Genomic DNA, 25,410 nt, shown 5'->3' with positions numbered 1-25,410 from the left:
GCTCCCAGCCTTCGGCTCCTGGGTGCCTGCCTCCTGGCTCCCGGCTCCCGGCTCCCGGCTCCCGGGAGCCCACGTCTCCGTCCCCGGGCCGCTCAGCCCTCGGCGTCTCTGATCGCGTCCCGGTACGCGCGGGCCGCCGCTCTCAGGGCCGCCTCCGGGTCGACGCCCTCCGACTCGGCGCGGACGGCCAGGGCCAGGAGGTCGTAGCCGATGCCCTCGACGGGTGGGAGGGATATGTCCAGGTTCGCCGTGCGGACGCGGGAGGCCAGTTTGGCGGCGAGGGCCAGGCCGGGCTGGCCGAGGGGGATGCCCTCGGTGATCGAGGTGCGCTGCTTCTCGACCGCCTTGGTACGCAGCCAGTGCTCCTTGACCTCCTCGGGGGTGGTGGCCGTCGCGTCGCCGAAGACATGCGGATGGCGGTGGATCAGCTTGGCGACGATGCCACCGGCCACGTCGTCGATGGAGAAGGGCTCCTCCCCGTCCTCCGGGCGGCCCTCCTCGGCGATGCGGGCGTGGAAGACGACCTGGAGGAGGACGTCGCCGAGCTCCTCGCGCAGTTCGTCGCGGTCACCCTCCTCGATCGCCTCGACGAGTTCGTACGCCTCCTCGATGCCGTACTTGGCCAGACCCTCGTGGGTCTGCTGGGAGGACCAGGGGCATTCGGCGCGGATGCGGTCCATGACCTGGACCAGATCGAGGAGCCGGGCGCCCGGCAGATCGTAGGAGGCGGGCAGCAGCTCCAGCTCGGGCATGGCGATACGGCCGGTGCCGGCGAGGCGGGCCAGGCCGTCCGTGAGGACCGGTTCGCCCTCGCCGGTCGCGACCACGACCAGCATGTGTCCGCCGGCGCAGGCGTCGACCAGCTCCTGGGCGGTCGGGGACGCCTCGGCGACGGGGATCCCCGCCTCGCGCAGGTACGGCAGCTGCGGGTGCGTGCCGTCCGCGCACAGCACCCGGTCGGCCGCGTGCAGTGCCTGCCAGGCGGGCCAGGAGAGCAGGCCGGGGGCGACGCGGTGGCTGGTGGTGAGCAGGACGATGCGGCCGGGGGCGGCGGCCGCGTCGGGGGCGGTCCGCTCGGGGCCCGGGGTGGCTTCGGGGCTGTTGGCGTTCACGGTTCGAAGCTATCCCACGTCGCCGACAGCGCCCGAAGTTGTCCACAGGGCCCCGTGGCCCGGGTTGTCCACAGGCCCCGGAGGTCAGGTGCCCACAGGGCCCGGCGGCCGGGCGTCCTACATGCCCTGCTGCGTCTGTGCCGCCGTGACGTCCCGTACCCACGGCGTCTTGGCGTCGGCGCGGCTGCTCTTCTGGACGTCCCAGGTGCCGTAGCGCGGGTTGAGGTCGACGTTCAGGTCCTTGGAGGCGTCGGAGAGGGCCTTCCAGAACTCGGGACGGTCGGTGTTCGTGCCGAGCTTCTCGGCGAGCTTCTGGGCCTCCAGCTGGAGGCGGAGGTTCTCGTCGAGGCGCTGCGGCGGGATGCCGTACTGCTGGAGCCAGGTCGTCTCCAGCGCCTTCGCGCCGCCGGCCTGCTGTTCCAGGCCGGAGCGCATCGCCTGGATCTCCTTGCGGGAGGCGCTCACTCCGGCGTTCTCGGCGGCGCGGTGCAGCACCCGGTCCAGGACCATGGTGTGCAGGGTGTCGCGGGTGAGGGTGCCGGTCCTGGCAATGACCTGCTGGTACTGCGCCTCGTCCTGTACGGCCGCCCGCTGGGCCGCGCGAACCTCGCCGACCCTCTCGTCCAGCTGCGAGACGGTGATCCGCTGGCCGCCCACCACGGCTGCCGCGCCGGGATGCGCGTCGTTCCCGCAGGCGGTGAGAAGGGGCGCCGCGGCGGCGATCGCGGCGGTGAGGACGAGCGCGGTGCGACGGCGGCGGTGCAAGGAAACCTCCCGAGGAGATTGTGCGACGGTGCACAAGGTCTTGCGATGATCGATGGTAGGCAGTGGCCAAGCTCTGGCCAACCCATTCGACCAACGATTCACCGGGACTTCCGGCACCGCCGCGCCTCACCCCGGGCGGTCGTCAGCCGCGGACCTGCCCCAGCCACTGCAGCGTCCTGCGGATCTCCGCACCGAGCGGGTGCCCGGGGCCGTGGGTGCGCTCCACGTCGTGCAGCAGCCGGGCGAGGGTGTCGTGGGCGGCACCGCGGTCCCCGAGAGCGAGCTGGAGGTGCCCGATCCGGCGGCGGACGTCGTGCGCGAGCTCGGGTCCGCCGGCGGCGACGTACTGGTTCTCGTAGTACGGCAGGACCGCCCGGTACTCGGCGAGCGCCGCGGCCGGTTCGCCCAGCTGTTCCAGGCACTGGGCGGCCTCGTAGCGGTGGCGCAGGGCCTGTGGGTCGGCCTGGCCGGCCTCGGCGGCGCGTTCGTCGGCGAGGCGGCGCAGCTCGGGCAGGGCGCGCCGGTACTGGCCGTCGTCCAGGAGCGTCGCCGCGTACTGCTTGCGCAGGGTGCGCACGACCGGGGAGTGCGCGCCGTGCTGTTCCGCCGCGGCAGGCAGGATTCCGCCCAGGATGTCGACGGCCTGGGTGATGCGGCCCTCGCCGAGGAGCCGCTTGACCTCGTCGACAGCGCGGACAATGTCCGTCATGCCCGTGGTCTCGGCGACGGGTGCGGCGGGCGGCGCGGGCTGGGGCGCCGGGGTGCGCGCACGGTCCGGCCAGGGGGCGTGCGGGCGCAGGAACGGGCGGGTGGGATCCAGGGCCGCTCCGGTGGGCGTGCCGCGCGCGGGCAGGAGCAGCTCCAGGTGCTCGTAGACCTCCTGTGCGGAGGCGGGCCGGTGCTGCGGGTCCTTGGCCAGGAGGCGCAGGACGAGGGCCTCAAGGGCCTCGGGGACTTCGGGCCGGACGCGGCGTACGGGCAGCGGCGGCTCGTACAGGTGCCGGTGCAGGACGCCGAGGGCCGTGGAGCCGGAGAAGGGCACGTCGCCGCTGAGCAGCTCGTGCAGGACCACACCGAGCGCGTACAGGTCGGTGTAGGGGCCGACGGCGCCGCCCATCGCCTGCTCCGGGGCCATGTAGGCGGGCGAGCCGATGGGCGTGCCGGTGTGGGTGAGGCGGGTGGTGTCCGCGTCCATGACGGAGGCGACGCCGAGGTCGAGGACGGTGACCGTGCCGTCCTGCTTCACCATCACGTTCCGCGGCTTGAGGTCGCGGTGGACGATCGGCACCGCGTGCACGGCGCTCAGTACCGCGCACAACTGCGCGGCGACCGCGACCGCCCACTGCCAGGGGTACGGGGTGTGCTCGGCGAGGTGGCCGGCGAGGTCGGCGCCGTCGATGTACTGCATGACGAGGAACAGCTCCTCGCCCTCGCTGCCCGCGTCGTGCACCGTGACCAGGCCGGGGTGGTCGACCTGCGCGGTCACCCGGCACTCGCGCACGAAACGGCGCCGCAGTTCCTCCGCGTCCTGGCCGGCCACCTTGTCGGGGCGCAGCAGCTTCACCGCCACGCGCCGGTCGAGCCGCTCGTCGTACGCCGTCCAGACCTGGCCCATGCCGCCCTGCCCGAGGACGGCGGACAGTTCGTAGCGCCCGGCGACGACACGTCCTGCCGCCACGGTCACCGTCCGCCCTCGTGGTTGCCGTCCCGGTGGCCTTCTCCCTCGTGCCGGCGCAGGTAGTCGCTGAGCTCGTCGAGTTCGGCGCGGACCTGGTCGATGCGGGCCGGGGCGGGGCGCTGGGGCGACGGGGGCGGGCCCGCGACCCCGGGCGTGTGGTGCGGGGCGGGGGTGTGGGGACCCGGGGGCTGCGGGACGGGCGTGGACGTCGGGGCGTACGGCGGCGCCTGGTGCGGATAGCCGTACGGGGTCTGCGCGACGGTCGGCGCGTGGGGCGACGCGTAACCGGCGAACCTCCGCCGCTCGCCGTGGTGTCCGATGTCCACGACGAGGAAGTAGATGGCGGAGGCCGCTCCGAGCAGCAGGATCAGGGCCAGCGCGATGTCGGTCCGGTAGTCGTCCTCCGGCAGGGTGCCGATCACGACGAAGCACGCGATGGACAGCGGAAGACTCACCCAGGCCAGCACCCAGTCGAGGGCCCTTCCGCGCAGCACGGCCACCCGGAACAGCGGTACGCAGGCCAGCACGCCGCACGTGAGGAAGCCGGCTGCTGCGAACAGCACACGCAGCGAGATGACCGTTGCCGCGCTGCGGGGAGGCGGCGCCGCGCCGTGGCCGTACATGACTGCTCCTGGACCGGTGTGGCCGATGGGGACGGACGTGCGAGTGACAGACCCTGTTGGGGAATCCGAGCGTATAGCCCGACACGGACAACCGGTCACGGGTTGTACCGAACCGTTGTCATGCTGATCACTTCGTGTGAACAGCCCGCCCGCGGACCGTCGTAGGCCGTACCGTCCGTCGCGTCCTGCAGGGGTACCGACTACAGGGGGTGCCGCATCCACACGTTGGGCTCGACGTACACCGCGTACCCGCGCTCCACCTCGCAGCGCACCGGCACCAGACCGCCCGGCACCTCGATGTCGCCGTCGGTGTCGAAGGGCAGGCCCGTCCAGCGACGCCAGTCCGCGAGCGAGGCGGCCACCGTCATGGACGCCGGGGCCACCGAGTCGATGGTGGCCCCGGCCCGGGCGTGGACGCGCAGCCACGGGTCCTGGGGCAGGCCGTCGGGGCGGACACGGTGGGCGTACTCCTCCATCGGCGTGTGCGGTTCGAGGTGCTTGGCGTTGGGGCGGACCGGGGCGACGACTTCGCGGAAGCCGCGGGCCCGGGCGTTGTCCCGCATGGCCGAGAGCATCACCCCGGACAGGCCGCGCCCCTGTGCCTGCGGGGCTATGGAGACCGAGATCGCGCTGACGGTGTCGGGCCGGACTCCGCGCCGCAGATCGGAGAAGGCCCACACCAGCACCGTGTCCCAGCCGTTGGCCGGCAGCCGGCCGCGGTGTTCGGCTCCGAGGGCGAACGGCACGCTGTAGGCGTTCGCCACGACCTCGCCCCGCTCGTCCTCGGCGAACAGGACGTACTCCGGCAGTTCGGCGGCGATCCGCGGGAAGTGGGCGGCACCCACGAGGTCCTGGATCACGAACTCCGGCCAGCTGTCCGCCATCCCTACGACCCGCTCCAGCATGTCCGGACGGTCGGCGAGGCTCGATATCTTCGGCTGCATGTGATCACGGTAGGCAGGGGCGGCGGACCCACGGAACCGAATTACCGAGCGGGCACCCGGTCTACCGCCTGGGACGACCTGGCACGCTGCGCGGCAACCACCATGACGGCCACGGACATCAGAACGATCCCGGCCCCCACGTACAGCGGTGCCGTGTACCCGAGACCCGCGGAGATGGCCACGCCCCCGAGCCAGGCGCCCAGCGCATTGCCGACGTTGGACGCGGACACGTTGGCGCTCGCCGCCAAGGCCGCCCCGTGGGCGAAGTCGGTGACCCGAGTGATCATGCCGGGCACACTGGCGAACCCGGTCACGCCCATGAGGAAGACGAGGACCACCGAGGCGGTGCCGCGGTCCGCCAGCAGCCCGAACAGGGCCAGGGTGAGGGCGAGTCCGAGCAGGGCGAGGACGAGGGCCCGGTCGCGGTCGCGGTCGGCCGCGCGCCCTCCGACCAGGTTCCCCACGACCAGTCCGACGCCGTAGACCATCAGCAGCCAGGCGAGGTCCTCGGAGGCGAAGCCGCTCACTTCGGTGAACGTGTAGGCGATGTAGCTGAACGCGCCGAACATCCCGCCGTAGCTCAGGGCGGTGGCCACCAGCGTCAGCCAGACCTGCCAAGAGCGGAAGGCACGGAGCTGCTGCGCCAGGCCGCTGGGCGGTATTCGCTCCGCTCCGGCCCCTGTCGCCCGCCCGGCTTCTGCTGCCGGCCGCACCCGGCCCGCCCAGGAGGGGACCAGCGCGGCGATTCCCGCCAGCGCGAGCAGGCCGATCGCCGTGACCGCCCAGAAGGCCGCTCGCCAGCCCCACCGCTCGCCGACCAGTGCACCGAAGGGCACACCCAGCACGTTCGCGACCGTCAGCCCGGCGAACATGACCGCCACCGCCTGGGACTTCTTCTCCGGTGCGACCAGGCTGCGCGCGACCAGGGACCCGATGCCGAAGAACGAGCCGTGGCACATCGCCGCCACGATCCGTCCGAGCAGCATCACCTGATAGTTCGGTGCGACCGCGGACAGCAGGTTGCCGATGACGAACAGCGCCACCAGGCCGACCAGGATGTGCTTCCGGGGCAGCCGTGCCGTCGCCGCGGTCAGGGCGATCGCGCCGACCGCGACACTCAACGCGTAGCCCGAGATCAGCCAGCCGGCGGCCGCCTCGGACACCGCGAAACTCGATGCCACCTGCGGCAGCAGCCCGGCGATCAGGAACTCGGTCAGACCGATACCGAAACCGCCGAGTGCCAGCGCGATGAGTCCACTCGGCATCCGGTCACTCTCCGCTCGACGTCAACTGCCCACCGGACAGGGGCCCTACCCGCCGCACTGCTTCAGCATCATCTCCTTGTCGGCCGCCGTCACGGGGAGTTCGTACTTCAGCGACACCTGGGCGAAGCGCACCGAGTAGGCGCAGCGGATCTGCTTGTTCGGGGGCAGCCAGGACGCCGGACCGGAGTCCCCCTTCGAGCCGTTCGTCGGCCCGTCCACCGGGACGAGGTTGAGTGGGTCGTTGGCGATGGACTCCCGCTTGTCCTTCGTCCAGCGCGAGGCGCCCATCTGCCAGTCGTACGACAACGGCATGACGTGGTCTATCTGGACCTTGATCGCATGGGACTTGGTCCACTCGATGATCTTCCCGGTGTAGGGGTCGTGCAGCGTCAGCGAGGTGACGACGCAGTCCGATCCCGCGCGGAAACGCAGGTCGTCCCCGTCTCGCTTCAGGAGGTCGTTCCGCGAGTCGCAGCCGTTGTGGGAGAAGGGGACGTCACGTGGCGCCGAGTCCATCCAGGCGTAGCCGAACTTGTCCCGTTCGTAGCCCGTCCTGGGGCCGCGGCCTTTCGTCGCCACCTTCTCGATCAGGGCGCGTGCCCTCTCCTTGTCCGCGCCGGAGGTGACCGCCGCCAGTCCCGGCCTGGTGCCGTCCGGGTTGTCCAGCGGGTTCGCGGCGCGTCCGTCGCCGGCGGCCGGGGCGCCGGAAGCGGAGGATCCACCGCCGTCCGCGGGCGGGGTCAAACCCTCGCAGCCGGCCAGTGCCGAACCGGTGAACACCATCGCGACAGCCAGTGCCGCCCCGCCCCTCAGACGCGTCACCCTGCGCCCTCCTCTGTCTGTCTGTTCCGCTCCGGCACGGGCGGCCCGCGCCCGGTCCCACGGTAGCGAGGAAGAGGTTCAGACCACATCGGGCCTCAATGCGCATTCTTCGCATCTCGCGCGTATCGTCGGTTCTGAGTCACCTCCGGAGGGAGCTTTGCATGGGCATCTTCGACAAGTTCAAGAGCCAGGCGCGGAACAAGGGCAAGCAGGGCTCTGACACCGCGGAAGAGCGGATCAACGAGAGGACCGGCGGCAAGTACGAAGACCAGGTCGACTCCGGCCAGCAGCGCGTCGAGGGCTCGCTGGGCATGGACCGCGACCGGGAACGGCCCGAACAGCAGTAAGGCCTCCGACTCCGAGGCCGTCCGCGGAGACCCATGGATCTGTCCTGCGGGCGGCTTCACGTATGTCTGCGGCGCGCGGCTTCGCGTGTATCCGCTGCGGGCGGCTTCACTTCTTGCGTCCGGAGTCATTCTCCTCCGGTCGGAACTCGCCCGTGCGCCCGGTGCTCAGACCTTGCCTATACCCAACGTCGTTTCCGAAGGCAGCAGGCCCGACGCCAGGACCGCGACCCAGAAGTCACCCAGCAGCTCGGCGAGACGGTCGGTGCCGGCGGGGCCGAGGGACTGCCATGGGCCGGCGGCCAGTTGGTCGGTGCGCTGCTCCACGCTCCGGCGCAGGGCCCGGCCCGCCTCCGTGGCCGCGCCGTCCACGCCGACCAGTCCCCTGGCGGCCAGACGGCCACGCGCGGCCGTCCACTCCTGCGGACTCCAACCGCGACTCTCGAAGCGTTCCACCGACGCGGCGCCTATCGCGGCGAAGGAGACGAGCGACTCCACGGGATCCAGGCCCGCCGCGAGCAGGGCCGCGAGGTGGCCGTCGCCGCGGTGCTCGCGCAGGATCGTCGCCGCGTGCCAGAGCTGCAGGTGCGGGGCCTGCGGCCAGTCAAGCGCGGCGTTGGCGGTGGCCAGTGGACGCGCGGCCGTGTCCGCGGCTTCTGCCGCTCGCCGGGCGAGCCGGGCGGCCTCCGCCAGCTCGGGGCCGGTCACCCGGTCGCCGAACAGGGCGCGGTAGGCCCTGTCGACCGCCCGCGTCCTCGCCTCGATCACCTCGGCGGGGCTCGCGATCCGCCACGCCGGTTCGACGTGCTCGGCGACCATGCGCGGACTGAAGCTGTAGAAGGCCGAGGTCACCTGCTCCGGCCCGACCTCGCCCAACGGGGCGGCACGGTAGGGGAAGTAGCTGGGCCAGCGCTCGTCCGTGCCGTACCCGAGGGCGGACGCCTCCTCGAATGCCTCCGGCGCGTAGTACAACACGGCATGCAAGGGCTCCAGCAGGTGCCACATCCGCCGAACGCGGACCGGCTCCACACCGCTTCCCCGCACCCCGGCGCCCTCGTCGATCTCAGTGACCTGTTCCGGCATGGCGTACCTCCACTCGTGCCCGATCCCGCAGGCGTGACCCCATCACTTCCGGCCCCGCATAACTTGTCACTGACAAGATTGCCCGAGCCCACTCAACTTGTCAACGACAAGATTCGGCGTACGCTCCTGACCATGAGCTCCAGCAAGACACCGGCGGGCGAAAAGAAGCCTGCCGACCGCCCGTACCACCACGGTGACCTGCGCCGCGCCATCCTCGGCGCCGCCCTCGACGTGATCGCGGCGGACGGTCCGTCCGCGCTGAGTCTGCGCGACCTCGCCCGCCGCGCCGGTGTCTCGCACGCCGCGCCGGCCCACCACTTCAAGGACCGCGCGGGGCTCCTCACGGCGATCGCCGCCGAAGGCTTCGGGCTGCTCGCGACCACGCTCAGAGAGGCGGCGGACCTGCAGGGGGCGGGCGTGCACTACGTGCGTTTCGCGCGGGAGCATCCGGCCCACTTCCAGGTGATGTTCGCGCCCGGACTGCTGCGCGACGGCGACCTGGAACTGGCCACCGCCCGTGCCCTCGCCGGTGACGCCCTGCGCGACGCCGTCACGGCCGTGCCGCCGGAGGGCCGCGGCACCGATGCCCGACTCGCCGGTGTCGCCGCCTGGTCCCTGGCCCACGGCTTCGCCACGCTGCTGCTCAGCCACAACCTCGACGGCCCGGTGGGCGACCAGGACCCCGAGGAGGTCTTCCGCGAGCTGGCGACGATGCTGTTCCGCGCCGGCGAGTAGCAGCCCGGGTGCCGCACCCGCTTGACCTTGACACTGACGTCAGGGTCGGACGATCACCGCATGGCAACCCCGTATCCGAGGACCAGGCAGCAGAACGGGCCGAACGCGCGGACGGCCCCGCGGACCGTACTCGTCACCGGCGCCGGTAGCGGCATAGGCCGTGCCACCGCGCACGCCTTCGCCGACGAGGGCGCACACGTCGTGGCGGTGGGCCGCCGCGAGGCGCCCCTCGTCGAGACCGCCGGACATGACCCGTCCCGCATCAGCCCGCTCGTCGCCGACATCACGGCCGCCGACGGCCCGGAGACCGTCGTCCGTACGGCACTCGACCGGCACGGCCGTCTGGACGTCCTGGTGAACAACGCCGGCCTCGTCAACGGCCGGTCGTTGCGCACCTACACGCGCGCCACCGTCGACCCTCTCCTCGCGACGAACCTCCTCGCCCCGGTCCTGCTCACCCAGGCGGCGCTCCCGGCGCTGGAGGACAGCCGAGGTGTCATCGTGAATGTCACGACGTCGGTGGGGCAGCGCGGCTGGCCCGGCAATTCCCTGTACGCGGCCGGGAAGGCGGCCCTGGAGGTGCTCACCCGCAGTTGGGCGGTGGAGCTCGCGCCGCTCGGAATCCGGGTCGCCGCCGTGGCGCCGGGCGCGATCGACACCCCCATCGGCGACCACGCCGGTCTCGCCCCCGAGCAACAGGCCGCGATCCGCGCGTGGCAGCTCGACCACACGCCGCTCGGCCGGATCGGCCGCCCCGAGGAGGTGGCGTGGGCGATCGCCCGACTGGCGTCGCCGCGGGCCTCGTTCATCACCGGCGTGATCCTTCCGGTGGACGGCGGCGCGGTGGTCGCATGAAACCGATGCGCGGCGTGGTCCTCCGGGGGGGGGCGGCGCGGTGGTCGCATGAGACCGATGCGCGGCGTGGTCCTCCGGGGGGGGGCGGCGCGGTGGTCGCATGAAACCGATGCGCGGCGTGGTCCTCCGGGGGGCGGCGCGGCCGTCACGTGACGCTGACGCTCGGCCCGCATCCGGTGGACGGCGGCGCGGTCGTCACATGACACTGACGCCCATGGCAGCACCTCGTATGCGGATCGGTGAACTCGCCGACGCGACCGGCACGTCAGCACGCGCCCTGCGTCACTACGAGCAGACGGGCCTCATCTCCTCCGAACGGGCCGCGAACGGCTATCGCCTGTACGACGCCGCTACGGCCGTGCGCGTCCGCAACATCCGGCAGCTGCTCGACGTGGGGCTGACGCTCGACGACGCACGGGTGTTCCTGCCCTGCCTGGACGGTGACGTCGCGGCCGGGCCCGCCTCCGAGAAGGGGCTGCAGGTGGCCGCCGACCGACTCGCGGTGCTGGAGGCCCGTATCGCCGCGCAGGTCGCCGTGCGCGACCGGCTTGCGACGGCACTGCGTCAGGCCGGCGTCAGCGCACACGCAGCGGCCCCGCCGCACCAGGCAACCGGTACACAGGCACGGCCGGTGGCCTGACCAACCCTCAGCGGAGCCGGGGCGTCAGCGACACCCCGGCCACCGACGCATCACGACCCCAGCACCGACGTCAGGAACTCCCCGACCCACGCCAGCAGTTCCCGACCGACCAGCGGCTTGCCGCCCACCTTCGCGGTCTTCGGGCGCGGTACCAGCACCTGGTGCACGGCCGGCTTGATGACGACCCCGGGGTACAGCCGCTTGACCCGCAGCTCCTGCGACTCGCGCAACTCCACCGGCGCGAACCGGATGTTGTTGCCCTGGAGCACGATCTCGCCGACGCCGCACGCACGCGCGAACATGCGCAGGCCCGCGACGAGCAGCAGATTCTCCACCGGTTCGGGCAGCTTGCCGTACCGGTCGACGAGTTCCTCGCGGACCGCCTTGATGTCCTCCTCCGAGTTGGCGGAGGCGATGGCGCGGTACGCCTGGAGGCGGAGGCGCTCGCCCGGCGCGTAGTCGTGCGGGACGTGCGCGTCGACGGGCAGCTCGATCTTGACCTCGAGCGGCGGCTCCTCCTCGATCTCGCCGGTCTCCAGCTGGCGCCGGTAGTCCGCGACGGCCTCGCCGACCATCCGCACGTACAGGTCGAACCCGACGCCCGCGATGTGACCGGACTGCTCGCCGCCGAGGAGGTTGCCCGCGCCGCGGATCTCCAGGTCCTTCATGGCCACGTACATGCCGGCGCCCATCTCGGTGTGCTGGGCGATGGTCGCGAGCCGCTCGTGCGCGGTCTCGGTCAGCGGCTTCTCCGGCGGGTAGAGGAAGTAGGCGTAGCCGCGCTCGCGGCCACGGCCCACCCGGCCGCGGAGCTGGTGGAGCTGGCTGAGCCCGAAGTTGTCGCCGCGCTCCACGATCAGGGTGTTGGCGTTGGAGATGTCGATGCCGGACTCCACGATCGTCGTGGACACCAGCACGTCGAACTTCTTCTCCCAGAAGTCGACGACGACCTGCTCCAGCGCCTGTTCCGACATCTGCCCGTGGGCGGTGGCGATGCGCGCCTCGGGGACGATCTCGCGCAGCCGGGCCGCCGCGCGGTCGATCGACTCGACGCGGTTGTGGATGTAGAAGACCTGGCCCTCGCGCAGCAGCTCACGGCGGATGGCGGCGCCGATCTGCTTCTCCTCGTAGGGGCCGACGAAGGTCAGGACCGGGTGGCGCTCCTCCGGCGGGGTGGTAATCGTCGACATCTCGCGGATGCCGGTGACCGCCATCTCCAGCGTCCTGGGGATCGGGGTCGCGGACATCGTCAGCACGTCGACGTTCGCGCGGAGCTTCTTCAGCTGCTCCTTGTGCTCGACGCCGAAACGCTGCTCCTCGTCGACGATGACCAGGCCCAGGTCCTTGAACTTCGTCTCGGACGAGAACAGCCGGTGGGTGCCGATGACGATGTCGACCGAGCCCTCGCGCAGGCCCTCCAGGACCGCCTTGGCCTCGGTGTCGGTCTGGAAGCGGGACAGGGCCTTCACGTTCACCGGGAACTGCGCGTACCGCTCGCTGAACGTCCCGAAGTGCTGCTGCACCAGCAGCGTCGTGGGCACCAGGACGGCCACCTGCTTGCCGTCCTGGACGGCCTTGAAGGCGGCCCGGACCGCGATCTCCGTCTTGCCGTAACCTACGTCGCCGCAGATCAGGCGGTCCATCGGGACCGTCTTCTCCATGTCCTCCTTGACCTCGGCGATGGTGGTGAGCTGGTCGGGCGTCTCCGCGTAGGGGAAGGCGTCCTCCAGTTCCCGCTGCCACGGGGTGTCCGCGCCGAAGGCGTGCCCGGGGGCCGCCATGCGCGCGCTGTACAGCTTGATGAGGTCGGCCGCGATCTCCTTGACGGCCTTCTTCGCGCGGGCCTTCGTCTTCGTCCAGTCGGCGCCGCCGAGGCGGTGCAGGGTGGGGGCCTCGCCACCGACGTACTTGGTGATCTGCTCCAGCTGGTCGGTGGGGATGTAGAGGCGGTCGCCGGGCTGGCCGCGTTTGGCGGGGGCGTACTCGACGACCAGGTACTCGCGGGTGGCGCCCTGCACGGTGCGCTGCACCATCTCGATGTAGCGGCCCACGCCGTGCTGCTCGTGGACGATGTAGTCGCCCGGCTCCAGGGTGAGCGGGTCGATGGTCTTGCGGCGGCGGGCCGGCATGCGGGCGCCCTCGCGGCCGGACGCCTTCTGACCCGTCAGGTCGGTCTCGGTCAGGACCGCGAGTCCGAGGGTCGCGTCGACGAAGCCGTGGTCGATCGAGCCGCACGCCACGTGCACGACGGACGGGGAGATCTCGGCGAGGTCGGAGTCGAGGCGGGCCGCGATGCCCTCGCCGCCCAGCACCTCGACCGTACGGGCCGCCGGGCCGTGACCCTCGGTGACGAACACCGTGCGCCAGCCGTCGGCGAGCCAGCCCTTGGTGTCGGCGAGGGCCTTGGCGGTGTCGCCGCGGTAGGTCTCCGGGGCGCGCATGCCTAGCTTGAGGGTGTCCCCGTCGAGCTCCTCGTCGGCGGCGAACGGCGACACCGACCACCACATCATGTCCAGCTCGCGGGCCCGGTCCCGGACGTCCGCGATGGACCACAGGGAGGCCGCGCCGACGTCGATGGGTGCCTCGCCGCCCCCGGCGGTGGCGGCCCAGGAGGCCTGCAGAAACTCCTGCGAGGTGGCCACGAGGTCCGACGCGCGCGTGCGGACCCGCTCCGGGTCGCACACGACGGCCATGGCGCCCTTGGGCAGCACGTCGAGCAGCAGCTCCATGTCGTCGACGAGGACCGGCGCGAGGGACTCCATGCCCTCGACGGCGATGCCCTCGGCGATCTTGCCGAGCAGTTCACCGAGCTCGGGATGCTGTTCGGCGAGGGCGGCCGCGCGCGTGCGGACGTCCTCGGTGAGCAGCAGCTCGCGGCACGGCGGCGCCCACAGGCCGTGCTCGGCGACTTCGAGGGAGCGCTGGTCGGCGACCTTGAAGTAGCGGATCTCCTCGACGTCGTCACCCCAGAACTCGACGCGCAGGGGGTGCTCCTCGGTGGGCGGGAACACGTCGAGGATGCCGCCGCGCACGGCGAACTCGCCGCGCTTCTCGACGAGCTCCACGCGCGCGTAGGCGGCTGCCGCGAGAGCTTCGACGATCTCGTTGAGGTCGGTGGTCTGCCCGGTTCTCAGGGAGACCGGTTCCAGGTCGCCGAGGCCCTTGACCTGCGGCTGGAGCACGGACCGGACAGGTGCGACGACGACGGAGACCGGGCCGGTCTCGGGGTCGTCGGGGCGGGGGTGGGCCAGGCGGCGCAGGACGGCCAGGCGGCGGCCGACGGTGTCGCTGCGGGGGCTGAGCCGCTCGTGCGGGAGCGTCTCCCAGGACGGGTACTCCACGACCCCCTCGGCCGGGAGAAGGGAGCGCAGGGCCGCGGCCAGGTCCTCCGCCTCACGGCCCGTCGCCGTGACCGCCAGCACCGGGCGGCCCGTCTCACGGGCCAGGGCGGCGACTGCGAAGGGCCGGGCCGCAGGGGGGCCGACCATGTCGACGTGCATGCGGTTGCCGTCTGCGGCCGCCCTGATCGCTTCCGCGAGGGCGGCGTCCTTGACTACGGCGTCGAGCAGACCGTGCAGGCTCATTCGGGGCTTTCCGTCCAGGGGGTGGGCAGGTCGACGGGCGTGGGGCGGGCATGTCGAGGGCAGGGTGTGGGCAAGACGACGGGCCTGACGCGCGCCGCGGGCCGGGGGGTCTCCAGCGTACGACGATGCGCGTCCGCGCGGCGGGCCTGTGGATAACGCCCGTTCCCCCCGGAGCGAACACCCGTTCCCCTCGGAGTCGGCTCCTGGGAAGCGCCGCCGTCGAGGCACGCGGCTCCACGGCGCGCAGTCGACCAAGTGGGGATTCACCCGCCCAACCTTCACGACATCATCCCCACCCGTTGTTTTCGCCCCGGCATGATCGGTCGGACGTCGCTCCCGGCCGTTCTCCGCACTCCTAAGGCACGGCATGCCCGCCCCCTCCCTCCAGGTCGCACGACCTCACATACCGGCGCCGGTCACCCTCCCCCCGGGTGACCGGCGCCCCGGCCTCGCGCGAGCGGAGCACTGGGTTCTCGCCGGAGCTCTCTTCGCCGCTTACACGGTCGTCTCCGTCGGCCGCCATCGGCACATGGCCGGCCTCTCCTGGGACCTGGGCATCTTCGAGCAGGTCGTGCGCGCCTACACCCAGCTGCGGACGCCGGTGGCCGACCTCAAGGGGCCGGGGTTCATCATCCTCGGGGACCACTTCAGCCCGGTGACCGCCCTGCTCGCACCGCTGTACCGGCTCTTCCCCTCGCCGGTCACGCTGCTGGTCGCGCAGGCCGCGCTCTTCGCACTGTCCGCCGTGCCGGTCACGCGGGCCGCCGCCCGGTTCCTGGGCCGCCGCCGCGGGCTCGCACTCGGTCTCGCGTACGGGCTGTCCTGGGGCATCCAGCGCGCCGTCGACTTCGACTTCCACGAGATCTGCTTCGCCGTCCCGCTGATCGCCTTCTCCCTGGAGGCCCTCCTGGCGCGGCGCCCGCGCGCGGCCCTGTGGTGGGCGCTTCCCCTGGTGCTGGTGAAGGAGGACCTGGGACTGACGCTGGCCGCGATCGCGCTCGTCGTCGCCTGGCGGGCGCGTGGCTCGTCGGCGCGGACGGTTCGGTACGCGCTCGGCGTCGCGGTGTTCGGCGTGGCGGTGACGGTGCTCGTCCTGACGGTGATCATCCCTTCGTTCAACACCGCGGGGGGCTACGACTACTGGACCAAGGTCAGCGATGCGGGCAGCCCCTTCGACGGCCTCGTCACCAAGCTCCGCACGCTCGCCTGGCTGCTCGTCCCCACCACGGGGCTGCTCGCCCTGCGCTCCCCGCTGGTGCTCGTCGCGCTGCCGACGCTCGGCTGGCGGTTCCTCTCCGGCGACGAGCACTACTGGGGCACCGACTGGCACTACAGCGCGGTCCTGATGCCGGTCGTCTTCCTCGCCCTCGCCGACGCGCTCCCGGCCGTCCGCCACAGCACACGCGCGTGGCTTCGCTCCTACGCAGTTCAACTACCGGCCGCGGTCACCGCGGCGGCACTGGCGCTGACGACCTCCCTGCCACTGGCGCAGCTCACCGGGGCGGAGGTCTATCGCAAGCCCGCCGCGGTGTCCGGCGTGGAACGGCTGCTGGCACGGATCCCCGACAACGCCACCGTCGAGGCCAACATCGGCCCGATCAGCCGCCTCACCTCGCGCTGCCGGGCCTTCTGGCTCGGCGACACCCAGGGCGTCACCCCGGAGTACATCGCCCTGGAGAACATCGGCGACAGGTACCGCGACCCCGTGGGGTACGCCCGGCAGCTGCATCCGGTCGCCGAGTACGACGTCGCGGGTGAGACGGGCGGCTATGTGCTGCTCCAGCGGCGCACGAGGGCCGGGGGCTGAAGGCAGACCTGCCCCGGAGGCTGGAAGCCACGGCGCCCCGGAGGCTGAAAGCAAGCCCGCCCCGGAGGCGATGCCTCCGGGGCGGGCCCATCCTCCGCAACCCCCGTGTGCGGTGGTTCTCGCGCGACGTTCGGCTACTCCGTCGCGATCGCGTTCAGGACGTTCATCCGGCCCGCCCGGAACGCCGGGATCAGTGCCGCGAACAGACCCACGAACGCCGAGCTGATGAAGACGCCGATGATCGTCGGCCAGGGGATGTCCAGGACCCCAAGGCCCTCCAGGGCGAGCAGCTGCTGCGCCGTGGCGCCCCAGCCCATGCCCAGCCCGAGGCCCAGCAGGGCACCGAAGAGGGCGATGACGACCGACTCCATGCGGATCATGCGGCGCAGCTGGCGGCGCGAGAGGCCGATGGCCCGCATCAGACCGATCTCCCTGGTGCGCTCCACCACCGACAGGGCCAGCGTGTTCACCACACCCAGGATGGCGACGATGATCGCCAGGGCCAGCAGGCCGTAGATCATGTTGAGCAGCTGGCCGATCTGGTCCTTCAGGGCGTCCTTGTAGTCGGTCTGGTCGCGCACGACGTACTGCGGGTAGTCGTGCAGCGCCGACTTCAGGGACGTGTAGGCGGCGTCCTGCTGCCCGTCCTTGGCGCTGGCGAAGACCAGCGAGTCGAGCGGCATCTTGTCGGCCGGGACGTACTTGGCCATCGTCGAGATGGAGGTGTACATCGCGCCCGCGTCGATCACGACGTCACTGCTGGTGATCGCCCGGACCGTCAGGTCGGCCGCGGAGCCGTCCTTGAAGGCCACCTTGATCGTGGAGCCGAGGTGGATGCCGTGGTCCTTGGCGAACTTCTCGTGGACCGACATCGAGTCGGGCTTGTAGGCGTCGGGGAGCTTGCCGGCGACCGTCTCGGTGCGCAGGTCGGTCGCGTACGACGGGTCGGCCGCCGTGATCGCCGTGTCCTTGAGCGTCTTGCCGTCAGGGGTGGTGAAGTCGGCCTTGCTCCACTTGTACTCGGTGACCCGCTCGACGTCCGACGCCGACTTGGCGGCCTTGACGGCCTGCGGGGTGATCAGCTGGCCGCTGTCGGACTGGATGATGAAGTCGGTGCCGACGGTCTTGTCGAGCTGGTCGGTGGCGGACGCCACCATGGAGGAGCCGACGACGGACAGGCACGCCACCAGGGCGAGGCCGATCATCAGCGCGGCTCCGGTCGCGCCGGTGCGGCGCGGGTTGCGCAGGGCGTTGCGCTCGGCCATGCGGCCGACGGGGCCGAACATGCGCAGCAGCACGGCGCCCAGGACGCGGACCACGGCGCCGGCGAGCAGCGGGCCGATGACGACGAACCCGATCAACGACAGCACCACACCGAGGCCGAGCCACATCGAGCCGTCCTTGGCCTTGTCGGCCTCCGACGCGAGGTAGAGGGCGAAGCCGCCGGTGCCGGTGAGGACCGTGCCGATCGCGGCGCGGATCCAGCCGGCCTTGGCGTCGGCGGGGGCTCCCGCGTCGCGCAGTGCGGCCATCGGGGAGATCTTGCCGGCGCGCCGGGCGGGCAGGTAGGCGGCCAGGACGGTGACGACCACGCCGAGGACGAGGCCGACCAGCGGGGTCGTCCAGGCCACCGTGAGGTCGTCGGTGGACAGTTCCATGCCCATCTGGCCCATGAGCTTCATCAGGCCGATGGCGAGGCCGACGCCCGCGCCGACGCCGAGCACCGAGCCGACGACGCCGAGCAGCAGCGCCTCGGCCAGTACGGAGCGGTTGACCTGCTTGCGGGAGGAGCCGATGGCCCGCATCAGGCCGATCTCCCGGGTGCGCTGGGCGACCAGCATGGAGAAGGTGTTGATGATCAGGAAGATGCCGACGAGGAAGGCGATCCCGGCGAAGCCGAGCATCGCGTACTTCATGACGTTCATGAAGCCCTCGACGTCCTTCTGGTTGGCGTCGGCGGTCTCCTTGGCCGTCTTCACCTGGAAGTCGCCGCCGAGTTCGGCCGTGACGTTCTTCTTCAGCTGCGCGTCGCTGACGCCGGTGGCCGCGGTGACGTTGACGTTGGTGTAGACGCCGCTCTCGCCGACCAGGGTTTGCTGGGCGGTCTTGGTGTCGAGGTAGAAGATCGCGGCGCCGGGGTTGGTGACGGTGAAGTCGGCGATGCCGGAGATCTTCGCGGTGTGGGTGCCGACGGCGGTGATCACGCCGATCGCGTCACCGAGTTTCAGGTCGTGCTTGTCGGCGGTGTCGGCGTCGACCATGATCTGGTCGGCGCCCTTGGGCGCCGCACCGGAGGTGATCTTCATGGTGCGGGCGTCGTTGCCGTTCCAGCTGCCCACGATGGTCGGGGCGCCGCTGGAGGGCGACAGGTTGTCCTTGTCGCCGTCGACGACCGTCACCGAGGTGGAGAACACCGTTCCCTCGGCGGACTTCACGCCCTGCGCCTTGCGGACCTCACCCAGCACGGAGGCCGGCATGACCGGCGGCTTGCCGTTGTCGGCGGTCGTCTCACCGGTGTCGGAGGCGCCCTTGGCGCTCACCGTCACGTCGGAGGACGTGGCCGCGAAGAGCTTGTCGAACGTGGTCGACATGGTGTCCGTGAAGACGAGCGTGCCGCAGACGAAGGCGACCGACAGCAGGACGGCGATCGCGGAGAGCGCCATCCGCCCCTTGTGCGCGAAGAAGTTGCGCATCGAGGTCTTCATGACGGTCATGACGTGCGCCCCCGGGCGTCGAAGTCCTTCATGCGGTCGAGGACGGCCTCCGCGGTCGGCTTGTACATCTCGTCGACGATGCGGCCGTCGGCGAGGTACAGCACCCGGTCCGCGTAACTGGCGGCCACCGGGTCGTGGGTGACCATCACGATGGTCTGGCCCAGCTCGTCGACGGACCGGCGCAGGAAGCCGAGGACCTCGGCGCCGGCGCGGGAGTCGAGGTTTCCGGTCGGCTCGTCCCCGAAGATGATCTCGGGCCGGGCCGCGAGGGCCCGCGCCACGGCGACGCGCTGCTGCTGGCCGCCGGACAGCTGGGTGGGGCGGTGCTTGAGGCGGTCGGCGAGCCCGACGGTCTCCACGACCCGCGTCAGCCACTCCTTGTCCGGCTTGCGGCCCGCGATGTCCATGGGCAGCGTGATGTTCTCGATCGCGTTGAGCGTCGGCAGCAGGTTGAACGCCTGGAAGATGAACCCGATCCGGTCCCGGCGCAGCCGTGTGAGCTTCTTGTCCTTCAGGCCGGTGATCTCGGTCTCGTCGAGGTAGATCTGGCCGTCCGTCACGGTGTCGAGTCCGGCGAGGCAGTGCATGAGCGTGGACTTGCCGGACCCCGAGGGGCCCATGATCGCGGTGAACTGGCCGCGTGCGATGTCCACGTCGACGTGGTCGAGGGCGACGACACGGGTCTCACCGGATCCGTACGCCTTCACGACCTGCCGCGCCCGCGCGGCAACGGCCGTACGCCCTCCAGTACCCCCGTGCCTGGGAATGGTCACAGCCGAAGTCACGGTATGTCTCCTATTTCGGTCAGCAGATGGTGAAGGTGGTCCCCTGGTCGACAGCCGCTGTGCGCGGTGCCGGACCAGGAGTCCGTTCGTCGCGTTGTCAGTCTCGCGGCGGGGAGGGGTCCCGCGCCCTGGTGTTCAGCGCAGTCTTTTGCTGTGGAAAACCCCACCCCCGCCGGTGTGCCAACCGCCCCCCGGCGGCGTAAAGCCAGGTTAAGGACGAGCCCCCGCCCGTCTCGTCCTCCGCCGGTACGAACCCTCCCCAGGTCGTAGTACGGAGGTACCCCTAGGGGCAGTCCACCGCAGGGTGGAGGCGGTCTCAGGGTTTGCTCCACCCGTCGGCCCAGTCAGGCTCCACCCTCCCGCTGCGTCAGGGTCAAGTGGGAGGCTGTCCGCGGCAGGTAGGTGCAAGGGGCAGGCATACGACGGGACCCGTGGCGCGGGCGAGGGGGAGGCACCGGCATGGGCAGCACCGGTTCAGCGGCACGAGAGGCCGCACGTCCCGCCACGACCGGCCGGCGCGGAGCCGTCGTCGCGGCGCTGATGCTCTCGATGGCGCTGGCGGCGCTCGACGCGACCATCGTCTCGACGGCCGTCCCGCAGATCGTCGGGGACCTCGGCGGTTTCTCCGTCTTCTCCTGGCTGTTCTCCGGCTATCTGCTGGCGGTGACCGTCACCCTGCCCGTGTACGGCAAGCTTTCCGACACCTTCGGCCGCAAACCGGTCCTCATAGCCGGGTCAGTGGTCTTCCTGCTCGGGTCCCTGCTGTGCGCGGTGGCCTGGAACATGGGGGCGCTCATCGCCTTCCGCATCGTGCAGGGCCTGGGCGGCGGCGCGCTCCAGGGCACGGTGCAGACCCTCGCCGCCGACCTGTATCCGCTGAAGGACCGCCCCAAGATCCAGTCGAAGCTGTCGACGGTGTGGGCGGTGTCCGCGGTCGCCGGCCCGGGCCTCGGCGGGGTGCTCGCCGCGTACGCGGACTGGCGCTGGATCTTCCTGATCAACCTTCCGATCGGCGCGGTCGCGCTGTGGCTGATCGTCCGTCACCTCCACGAGCCGGTACGGGAGGCCACCGCGCACGCGCGCGTGGACTGGGCGGGCGCGCTGGCGGTGTTCGCCTGCGGCGGCGTTCTGCTCACGGCCCTGGTGCAGGGCGGAGTGGCGTGGCCGTGGCTGTCGGTGCCCTCACTGGCGTTGTTCGGTGCGGGGCTCGCCCTGGTCGCGGTCGTGGTGCTGGTGGAGCGCCGGGCGGCGGAGCCGATCATCCCGGGCTGGGTGTGGCGGCGCCGTACGATCGCCGCGGTCAATCTGGCCCTGGGCGCGCTGGGCCTGCTGATGGTCGCGCCGTCGGTCTTCCTGCCCACCTACGCCCAGTCGGTGCTGGGCCTCGCACCCGTGGCCGCCGGATTCGTACTGTCCGTCTGGACGTTGAGCTGGCCCGTGTCGGCGGCACTGAGCCAGCACGTGTACCGCAGGATCGGCTTCCGCAACACGGCGATGCTGGGCATCGGCACGGCCGCGCTGATCCTGTTCGCGTTCCCCTTCCTGCCCTATCCCGGGCAGGCGTGGCAGCCGACGCTGCTGATGCTGCTGCTGGGCGCCGCGCTGGGCCTGTTCCAGCTGCCGCTCATCGTCGGTGTGCAGTCGACGGTGGGATGGGCGGAGCGCGGTACGACGACCGCGTCCGTGCTGTTCTGCCGCCAGACCGGCCAGACGATCGGCGCCGCGGTGTTCGGGGCGGTCGCCAACGGGGTGCTGGCCGCCAGGCTCGGCGGTGCGGGCGACCTGGACTCGGTGACGCGGGCGCTCGATTCGGGCCCGGCTCCGGAGGCGACCCGGCGCGCGATCGCCGACGCGGTGCACGCGGTCTACCTCGGCGCGGCGGGGGCGGCGGCCCTGGCGTTCCTGGTGCTGCTGTTCCTCGCGCCCCGGAAATTCCCGATGCTCAAGGACTGAGCGTCCGTATCCTCACGCCCATGGTGACCTTGGAACCCCTGCGGGCGGATCACGCCGACGCGCTGCTGGCGTTCGAGCGGGAGAACCGGGCGTACTTCGCGCGGACGGTGCCGGACCGCGGGGACGCCTTCTTCACGCCGGCCGGGTTCGCCGCCCGCCTCCAGGCGCTCCTCGAGGAGCAGCACGCGCGTGTGTGCCGCTTCCATGTGGTCCTCGGGGAGGACGGCGAGCTGATCGGCCGGGTGAACCTGATGGATCTGGCGGACGGCAGCGCCGAACTCGGTTACCGCGTCGGCGAACAGGCCGCCGGCCGGGGCGTGGCGACGGCGGCCGTCGCGCAGGTGTGCCGGCTGGCGGCGACCGACTACGGCCTGACGTCCCTCACCGCGCGCACGACCCTCGACAACCCGGCTTCCATGAGGGTCCTGGCCCGCAACGGCTTCACGTGGGTGGAGAACACGACGGTGGGTGGACAACCGGGGGTCCGCTACGTGCGCCGGTCCCTCGACACCTCCCCCGACAGCCCTTAGGGCACCCCTAGGGCGCGACCCCGACCCCTTTCCGGGTCCGCACACTCTTTCGGGTGACGCGGAGTGACGGGCCGTGCGGGTCTGCTGGTGGCATGGACTTCAACAGGCGCACGGCGATGGCGACGGGGCTCGGGGCGATGCCGGCAGCAAGCGGCGGCAGCGCCCGGGCGACCGCGCCCGGGACAGTGACGGTGCAGGGCGAGTCCGCGGTGCGGACGAACATTCCGGTGGTGAGGGACCGCCGGGCAGCCCGCGGCCGGTATTGGGGTTACGGACGACGGAGAAACCCCCTGCGCGAACGAGCTGGTACGCGACGTACACCGTGCGCGCCCGGCAGGCAGGGGTGTACACGCTGACGGCTGTGGCCACGGCGCCGGTGGAGACGCCGCACACCGTGACCGTCGACGTCTACAACTTCGGCGACACCGCACGCCGGGTGACCCTCACCGCACGGCCGGTGGGTGGCGGGTGGACCGTGCGGGCGGAGCAGGAGACCCGCATACGCGTGCCGGCCGGAGGCCGTGTCGGCGTCAACTTCACACTTCTCGCGAGCAGTTCGGTCGCGCGTCGGACCGACCGGCGGCCGGCCTTCCGGGCGACGCTCGACGACCGCTCCGAAATACCGGCTTCCGTGGCGCTGATCCACCTCAGGTGACGCGCCGGGACCTGCGAAGAATCCGAGTTAACGCGGGTAACACCCGAGGTCGGAAAGGTAAGCGCATACCGACCGATCAGTTTGCCAAAACCCTCGCGCTGGACCCCTACTCCGAAGTAGCGTGCGTGGCTCCCGCCCCCCACCTCCCTGCGGCCCGCCGCACCGGATCCCACCCTCGCAAGGAGAACCGGGATGTCCTACGACCCGTCCCCGTCCTACCCGTACCGACCACCCGATCCGCCACCGTCCTACGACCCGTACACGTACGACACCTACCCCTGGGCACCGCAGGAGGCGCCCGAACCGGCCGGACGGCGCCCCCAGCGCCACACCGCGCTCGGGCACCACAGCGACCTCCGTGTCCTGCGCAGCGCCTACCGCTGGCAGCGACGCGTGGCCACACTCACGGCGCTCGGCTACTTCGTCCTGTTCCTGATCCTGTCGGCGTTCGCACCGTCGTTCATGACGAGCACCGTCACCGACGGCCTGCCCACCGGCCTGCTGCTCGCGCTCATCCAGGTCCCCGTGACCTGGCTGGCGATCGCCCTGTACGAGCAGACGGCCCGACGCCGCGTCGACCCGATCGCGGACCGGATACGCAAGCACGCCGAGCTGGACGCGAAGCGAGAGGGGACACGGTGAACACCGACTTCAGCGGCAACGCCCAGGCCATGTCCCTGGTCGGCTTCTCCGCCGTCGCCACGATCACGCTGCTGCTGTGCGTGATGACGGGCCCGGACCGGGACGACCTGGACGAGTTCTACACCGGCTACAGCTCCCTGTCCCCCATGCGCAACGGCCTGGCCATCGCGGGCGACTACATCTCCGCCGCGACCGTCCTCGGCACCGGCGGCGTCATCGCGCTGTTCGGCTACGACGGGATCGTCCTGGCTCTGAGTACGGCCCTGTCGCTGATGCTGCTGATGTTCCTGCTGGCCGAACCGCTGCGGAACGCGGGCCGGTTCACCATGGGCGACGCGCTGACCCGCCGGATGCCGGGACGCGGTGTCCGCATCGCGGCCTGCGCAGTGACCCTTGCGGCGTTGCTGCCGCTGATGCTGGTCCAGCTGGCGGGGACCGGGCAGCTGATGGCATTCATCCTCGGCTTCTCCGGCGAGTCACTGCAGACCGGATGCATCATCGGCGTGGGCGCGCTGATGATCAGCTACGCGGCGATCGGCGGCATGAAGGGCACCGCCCTCATCCAGATCCTGAAGATCGTGATGCTGCTCGGTTCCGGCATGGTGGTCGCGGTGCTGATCCTCAACCGGTTCGACTGGGACCCTGGAGCCCTGTTCGACGCGGCCGCCCAGAACAGCGGCGTGGGCTCGTCGTTCCTCTCCTCGGGCCTGCAGTTCTCCGGCGGGCCCAGCCCCGACCTGGACATGATCACCGCGCAGCTGACGGTGGTCCTCGGCGGTGGCGTCCTGCCGCACGTCACCATGCGCATGTACACGGCCTCCAGTGCCCGGCAGGTGCGGCGCTCGATGTCCTGGGCGGTGTCGGGCGTGGCCCTGTTCGTGCTCGTCATCACGGTCGTCGGCTTCGGCGCGACCGCGCTGGTCGGGCGGGAACTGATCGCGCAGGTCGACCCGCAGGGCAACACGGCGTATCTGCTCGGATCGCAGGCGGCGTTCGGCGCGGACGTGTCGTCGGCGGAGACGTTCCTGTTCACGACCGTCACCACGGCGGTCTTCCTCACGCTGCTCGCCTCCGTCGCCGGCATGATCCTGGCCTGCGCCAACTCCCTCGCGCACGACGTGTTCGCGGCGCGGGTGCAGGAGATGTCGCCGCGGCGGGAGATGACCGTGGCGCGGCTGTCGGCACTGGCCGTGGGCGTCCCCGCGATCCTCCTGGCCACCCAGGTCCAGCACCGCAGCCTGCAATGGCTGGTGACGCTGTCCTTCTGCCTGGGCGCCTCGGCCATCGCGCCCGCGCTGGTCTACAGCCTGTTCTGGCGCCGCTACACGCGAACGGGCCTGCTCAGCACGCTCATCGGCGGTTCCCTCGCGGTCCTGTTGCTGATGCCGGGTACCAACCTGGTCTCCGGCTCACCCGTCTCGGCCTTCCCCGAGGCCGACTTCAACTGGTTCCCGTTCACCACCACGGGCCTGGTCTCCATACCCCTGGGCTTCGCCTGCGGCTGGCTGGGCACGATGGCCTCCGGCCACCGGAAGTCGGAGGAACAGCGCCACCAGTACGAGGCGGTGGAGGGCTGGATCCTGGCGGGCGCGGCCCGCAGGGACCAGTGACCCCGGCGACACGGCAGCCGGGGACGGCTCGCCGTGCCGCCAGGTGGACGGAGAGCCCGACCGGCACACCGGGTCGGGCTCGTCAGCGGCTGGCGGTTGGCTGGCTGTATGGCGACTGGCTGCTTCCTTCGGGCTGCGGGCTGCGGGCTGCTGACGGTCGGCGGCTGTCTGCCGGCCGGCCGTTGACTGGCGGCTGCTTGCCGCTGACTGCCTGATCCCGGCTGCCGGCTGCTGACTGCCGACTACCGGCAGCTGGTTGCCGCC

21 protein-coding genes are annotated in these 25,410 nt (G+C 71.4%); 10 read left to right on the top strand and 11 right to left on the bottom strand.

Translation table 11 applies throughout. From position 1 onward, the window contains the following. Nucleotides 1-92 precede the first annotated feature (92 nt). The 7 genes from IE153_RS26380 to IE153_RS26350 all read right to left on the bottom strand — a co-directional run bounded on the left by IE153_RS26380 (nt 93) and on the right by IE153_RS26350 (nt 7,209). Nucleotides 93-1,112, bottom strand: coding sequence for a nucleoside triphosphate pyrophosphohydrolase (locus IE153_RS26380; RefSeq protein WP_189592300.1), 1,020 nt, complete (start codon nt 1,110-1,112; stop codon nt 93-95). A gap of 117 nt (nt 1,113-1,229) precedes the next feature. Beyond that, nucleotides 1,230-1,877, bottom strand: coding sequence for a SurA N-terminal domain-containing protein (locus IE153_RS26375; protein ID WP_189592299.1), 648 nt, complete (start codon nt 1,875-1,877; stop codon nt 1,230-1,232). A 142-nt stretch (nt 1,878-2,019) separates the two neighbouring features. Then, nucleotides 2,020-3,519 (bottom strand): serine/threonine-protein kinase, encoded by a 1,500-nt coding sequence (locus IE153_RS26370; protein WP_268251838.1) that lies wholly within the window; start codon nt 3,517-3,519, stop codon nt 2,020-2,022. Nucleotides 3,520-3,557: 38 nt separating this feature from the next. Next, nucleotides 3,558-4,178: a hypothetical protein gene (locus IE153_RS26365; protein ID WP_189592297.1), complete on the bottom strand. Its 621-nt coding sequence runs from the start codon at nt 4,176-4,178 to the stop codon at nt 3,558-3,560. 200 nt (nt 4,179-4,378) lie between these two features. Beyond that, complete coding sequence (locus IE153_RS26360; RefSeq protein ID WP_189592296.1) at nt 4,379-5,122, bottom strand: GNAT family N-acetyltransferase; 744 nt, start codon at nt 5,120-5,122, stop codon at nt 4,379-4,381. A 41-nt stretch (nt 5,123-5,163) separates the two neighbouring features. Further along, entirely contained in the window at nt 5,164-6,387 is a 1,224-nt protein-coding gene (locus IE153_RS26355) for an MFS transporter (protein ID WP_189592295.1), read from the bottom strand. A 45-nt stretch (nt 6,388-6,432) separates the two neighbouring features. Continuing rightward, complete coding sequence (locus IE153_RS26350; protein ID WP_229829171.1) at nt 6,433-7,209, bottom strand: HNH endonuclease family protein; 777 nt, start codon at nt 7,207-7,209, stop codon at nt 6,433-6,435. Between the two features lie 161 nt (nt 7,210-7,370). On the opposite strand from IE153_RS26350, the gene IE153_RS26345 reads away from it, so the two are divergent. Further along, nucleotides 7,371-7,556, top strand: a complete 186-nt coding sequence (locus tag IE153_RS26345) for an antitoxin (RefSeq protein ID WP_031105126.1) — start codon at nt 7,371-7,373, stop codon at nt 7,554-7,556. A 165-nt stretch (nt 7,557-7,721) separates the two neighbouring features. Here IE153_RS26345 and IE153_RS26340 read toward each other — a convergent pair whose 3' ends face one another. After that, the gene (locus IE153_RS26340; RefSeq protein ID WP_438817936.1) at nt 7,722-8,636 is read right to left on the bottom strand and encodes an SCO6745 family protein; all 915 of its coding nucleotides are present in this window, start codon (nt 8,634-8,636) and stop codon (nt 7,722-7,724) included. Nucleotides 8,637-8,768: 132 nt separating this feature from the next. Here IE153_RS26340 and IE153_RS26335 point away from each other — a divergent pair, with 132 nt between their 5' ends. The 3 genes from IE153_RS26335 to IE153_RS26325 all read left to right on the top strand — a co-directional run bounded on the left by IE153_RS26335 (nt 8,769) and on the right by IE153_RS26325 (nt 10,866). After that, the gene (locus IE153_RS26335) at nt 8,769-9,371 is read left to right on the top strand and encodes a TetR/AcrR family transcriptional regulator (RefSeq protein WP_189592294.1); all 603 of its coding nucleotides are present in this window, start codon (nt 8,769-8,771) and stop codon (nt 9,369-9,371) included. A gap of 60 nt (nt 9,372-9,431) precedes the next feature. Then, nucleotides 9,432-10,226, top strand: coding sequence for an SDR family NAD(P)-dependent oxidoreductase (locus tag IE153_RS26330; protein ID WP_189592293.1), 795 nt, complete (start codon nt 9,432-9,434; stop codon nt 10,224-10,226). A 229-nt stretch (nt 10,227-10,455) separates the two neighbouring features. Next, entirely contained in the window at nt 10,456-10,866 is a 411-nt protein-coding gene (locus IE153_RS26325; RefSeq protein ID WP_189592370.1) for a MerR family transcriptional regulator, read from the top strand. Nucleotides 10,867-10,916: 50 nt separating this feature from the next. Here the strand turns inward: IE153_RS26325 and mfd are convergent, their stop codons facing one another. After that, the gene (gene mfd, locus IE153_RS26320) at nt 10,917-14,450 is read right to left on the bottom strand and encodes a transcription-repair coupling factor (protein ID WP_189592292.1); all 3,534 of its coding nucleotides are present in this window, start codon (nt 14,448-14,450) and stop codon (nt 10,917-10,919) included. 367 nt (nt 14,451-14,817) lie between these two features. Here mfd and IE153_RS26315 point away from each other — a divergent pair, with 367 nt between their 5' ends. Further along, complete coding sequence (locus tag IE153_RS26315) at nt 14,818-16,257, top strand: DUF2079 domain-containing protein (RefSeq protein ID WP_189592291.1); 1,440 nt, start codon at nt 14,818-14,820, stop codon at nt 16,255-16,257. Nucleotides 16,258-16,391: 134 nt separating this feature from the next. Here IE153_RS26315 and IE153_RS26310 read toward each other — a convergent pair whose 3' ends face one another. Both IE153_RS26310 and IE153_RS26305 read right to left on the bottom strand, forming a co-directional pair. After that, on the bottom strand, nt 16,392-18,971 hold the full coding sequence (locus IE153_RS26310; RefSeq protein WP_189592290.1) for an ABC transporter permease: 2,580 nt from the start codon (nt 18,969-18,971) through the stop codon (nt 16,392-16,394). Continuing rightward, nucleotides 18,968-19,756 carry an ABC transporter ATP-binding protein gene (locus tag IE153_RS26305; RefSeq protein ID WP_030844842.1) on the bottom strand — a complete coding sequence of 263 codons (789 nt, stop codon included), beginning with the start codon at nt 19,754-19,756 and terminating at the stop codon, nt 18,968-18,970. Before IE153_RS26305 ends, IE153_RS26310 begins: the two co-directional genes overlap by 4 nt. A 459-nt stretch (nt 19,757-20,215) precedes the next feature. On the opposite strand from IE153_RS26305, the gene IE153_RS26300 reads away from it, so the two are divergent. The 5 genes from IE153_RS26300 (at nt 20,216) to IE153_RS26280 (ending at nt 25,146) form a co-directional block, all read left to right on the top strand. Continuing rightward, nucleotides 20,216-21,709 carry an MFS transporter gene (locus tag IE153_RS26300; RefSeq protein ID WP_189592289.1) on the top strand — a complete coding sequence of 498 codons (1,494 nt, stop codon included), beginning with the start codon at nt 20,216-20,218 and terminating at the stop codon, nt 21,707-21,709. A gap of 20 nt (nt 21,710-21,729) precedes the next feature. Further along, nucleotides 21,730-22,239, top strand: a complete 510-nt coding sequence (locus tag IE153_RS26295; protein WP_189592288.1) for a GNAT family N-acetyltransferase — start codon at nt 21,730-21,732, stop codon at nt 22,237-22,239. Nucleotides 22,240-22,600: 361 nt separating this feature from the next. Next, on the top strand, nt 22,601-22,894 hold the full coding sequence (locus IE153_RS26290) for a hypothetical protein (RefSeq protein ID WP_189592287.1): 294 nt from the start codon (nt 22,601-22,603) through the stop codon (nt 22,892-22,894). 192 nt (nt 22,895-23,086) lie between these two features. Beyond that, nucleotides 23,087-23,536: a DUF485 domain-containing protein gene (locus tag IE153_RS26285; RefSeq protein WP_189592286.1), complete on the top strand. Its 450-nt coding sequence runs from the start codon at nt 23,087-23,089 to the stop codon at nt 23,534-23,536. 29 nt (nt 23,537-23,565) lie between these two features. Then, the gene (locus IE153_RS26280; protein WP_435811932.1) at nt 23,566-25,146 is read left to right on the top strand and encodes a sodium/solute symporter; all 1,581 of its coding nucleotides are present in this window, start codon (nt 23,566-23,568) and stop codon (nt 25,144-25,146) included. Nucleotides 25,147-25,410: the final 264 nt, after the last annotated feature.

Origin of the sequence: Streptomyces massasporeus (assembly GCF_014648995.1) — a bacterium.
GTDB classification, from domain to species: domain Bacteria; phylum Actinomycetota; class Actinomycetes; order Streptomycetales; family Streptomycetaceae; genus Streptomyces; species Streptomyces massasporeus.
Note: the sequence above shows the minus strand (reverse complement) of the source record. Positions and strands in the feature narration are given on the sequence as shown.

Coding starts and splice junctions, on each gene's coding strand:
- IE153_RS26365 (WP_189592297.1), bottom strand. CDS start 4,178: ATGTACGGCCACGGCGCGGCGCCGCCTCCCCGCAGCGCGGCAACGGTC.
- IE153_RS26360 (WP_189592296.1), bottom strand. CDS start 5,122: ATGCAGCCGAAGATATCGAGCCTCGCCGACCGTCCGGACATGCTGGAG.
- IE153_RS26355 (WP_189592295.1), bottom strand. CDS start 6,387: ATGCCGAGTGGACTCATCGCGCTGGCACTCGGCGGTTTCGGTATCGGT.
- IE153_RS26345 (WP_031105126.1), top strand. CDS start 7,371: ATGGGCATCTTCGACAAGTTCAAGAGCCAGGCGCGGAACAAGGGCAAG.
- IE153_RS26340 (WP_438817936.1), bottom strand. CDS start 8,636: ATGCCGGAACAGGTCACTGAGATCGACGAGGGCGCCGGGGTGCGGGGA.
- IE153_RS26335 (WP_189592294.1), top strand. CDS start 8,769: ATGAGCTCCAGCAAGACACCGGCGGGCGAAAAGAAGCCTGCCGACCGC.
- IE153_RS26330 (WP_189592293.1), top strand. CDS start 9,432: ATGGCAACCCCGTATCCGAGGACCAGGCAGCAGAACGGGCCGAACGCG.
- IE153_RS26325 (WP_189592370.1), top strand. CDS start 10,456: ATGCGGATCGGTGAACTCGCCGACGCGACCGGCACGTCAGCACGCGCC.
- mfd (WP_189592292.1), bottom strand. CDS start 14,450: ATGAGCCTGCACGGTCTGCTCGACGCCGTAGTCAAGGACGCCGCCCTC.
- IE153_RS26315 (WP_189592291.1), top strand. CDS start 14,818: ATGCCCGCCCCCTCCCTCCAGGTCGCACGACCTCACATACCGGCGCCG.
- IE153_RS26310 (WP_189592290.1), bottom strand. CDS start 18,971: ATGACCGTCATGAAGACCTCGATGCGCAACTTCTTCGCGCACAAGGGG.
- IE153_RS26300 (WP_189592289.1), top strand. CDS start 20,216: ATGGGCAGCACCGGTTCAGCGGCACGAGAGGCCGCACGTCCCGCCACG.
- IE153_RS26295 (WP_189592288.1), top strand. CDS start 21,730: ATGGTGACCTTGGAACCCCTGCGGGCGGATCACGCCGACGCGCTGCTG.
- IE153_RS26285 (WP_189592286.1), top strand. CDS start 23,087: ATGTCCTACGACCCGTCCCCGTCCTACCCGTACCGACCACCCGATCCG.
- IE153_RS26280 (WP_435811932.1), top strand. CDS start 23,566: ATGTCCCTGGTCGGCTTCTCCGCCGTCGCCACGATCACGCTGCTGCTG.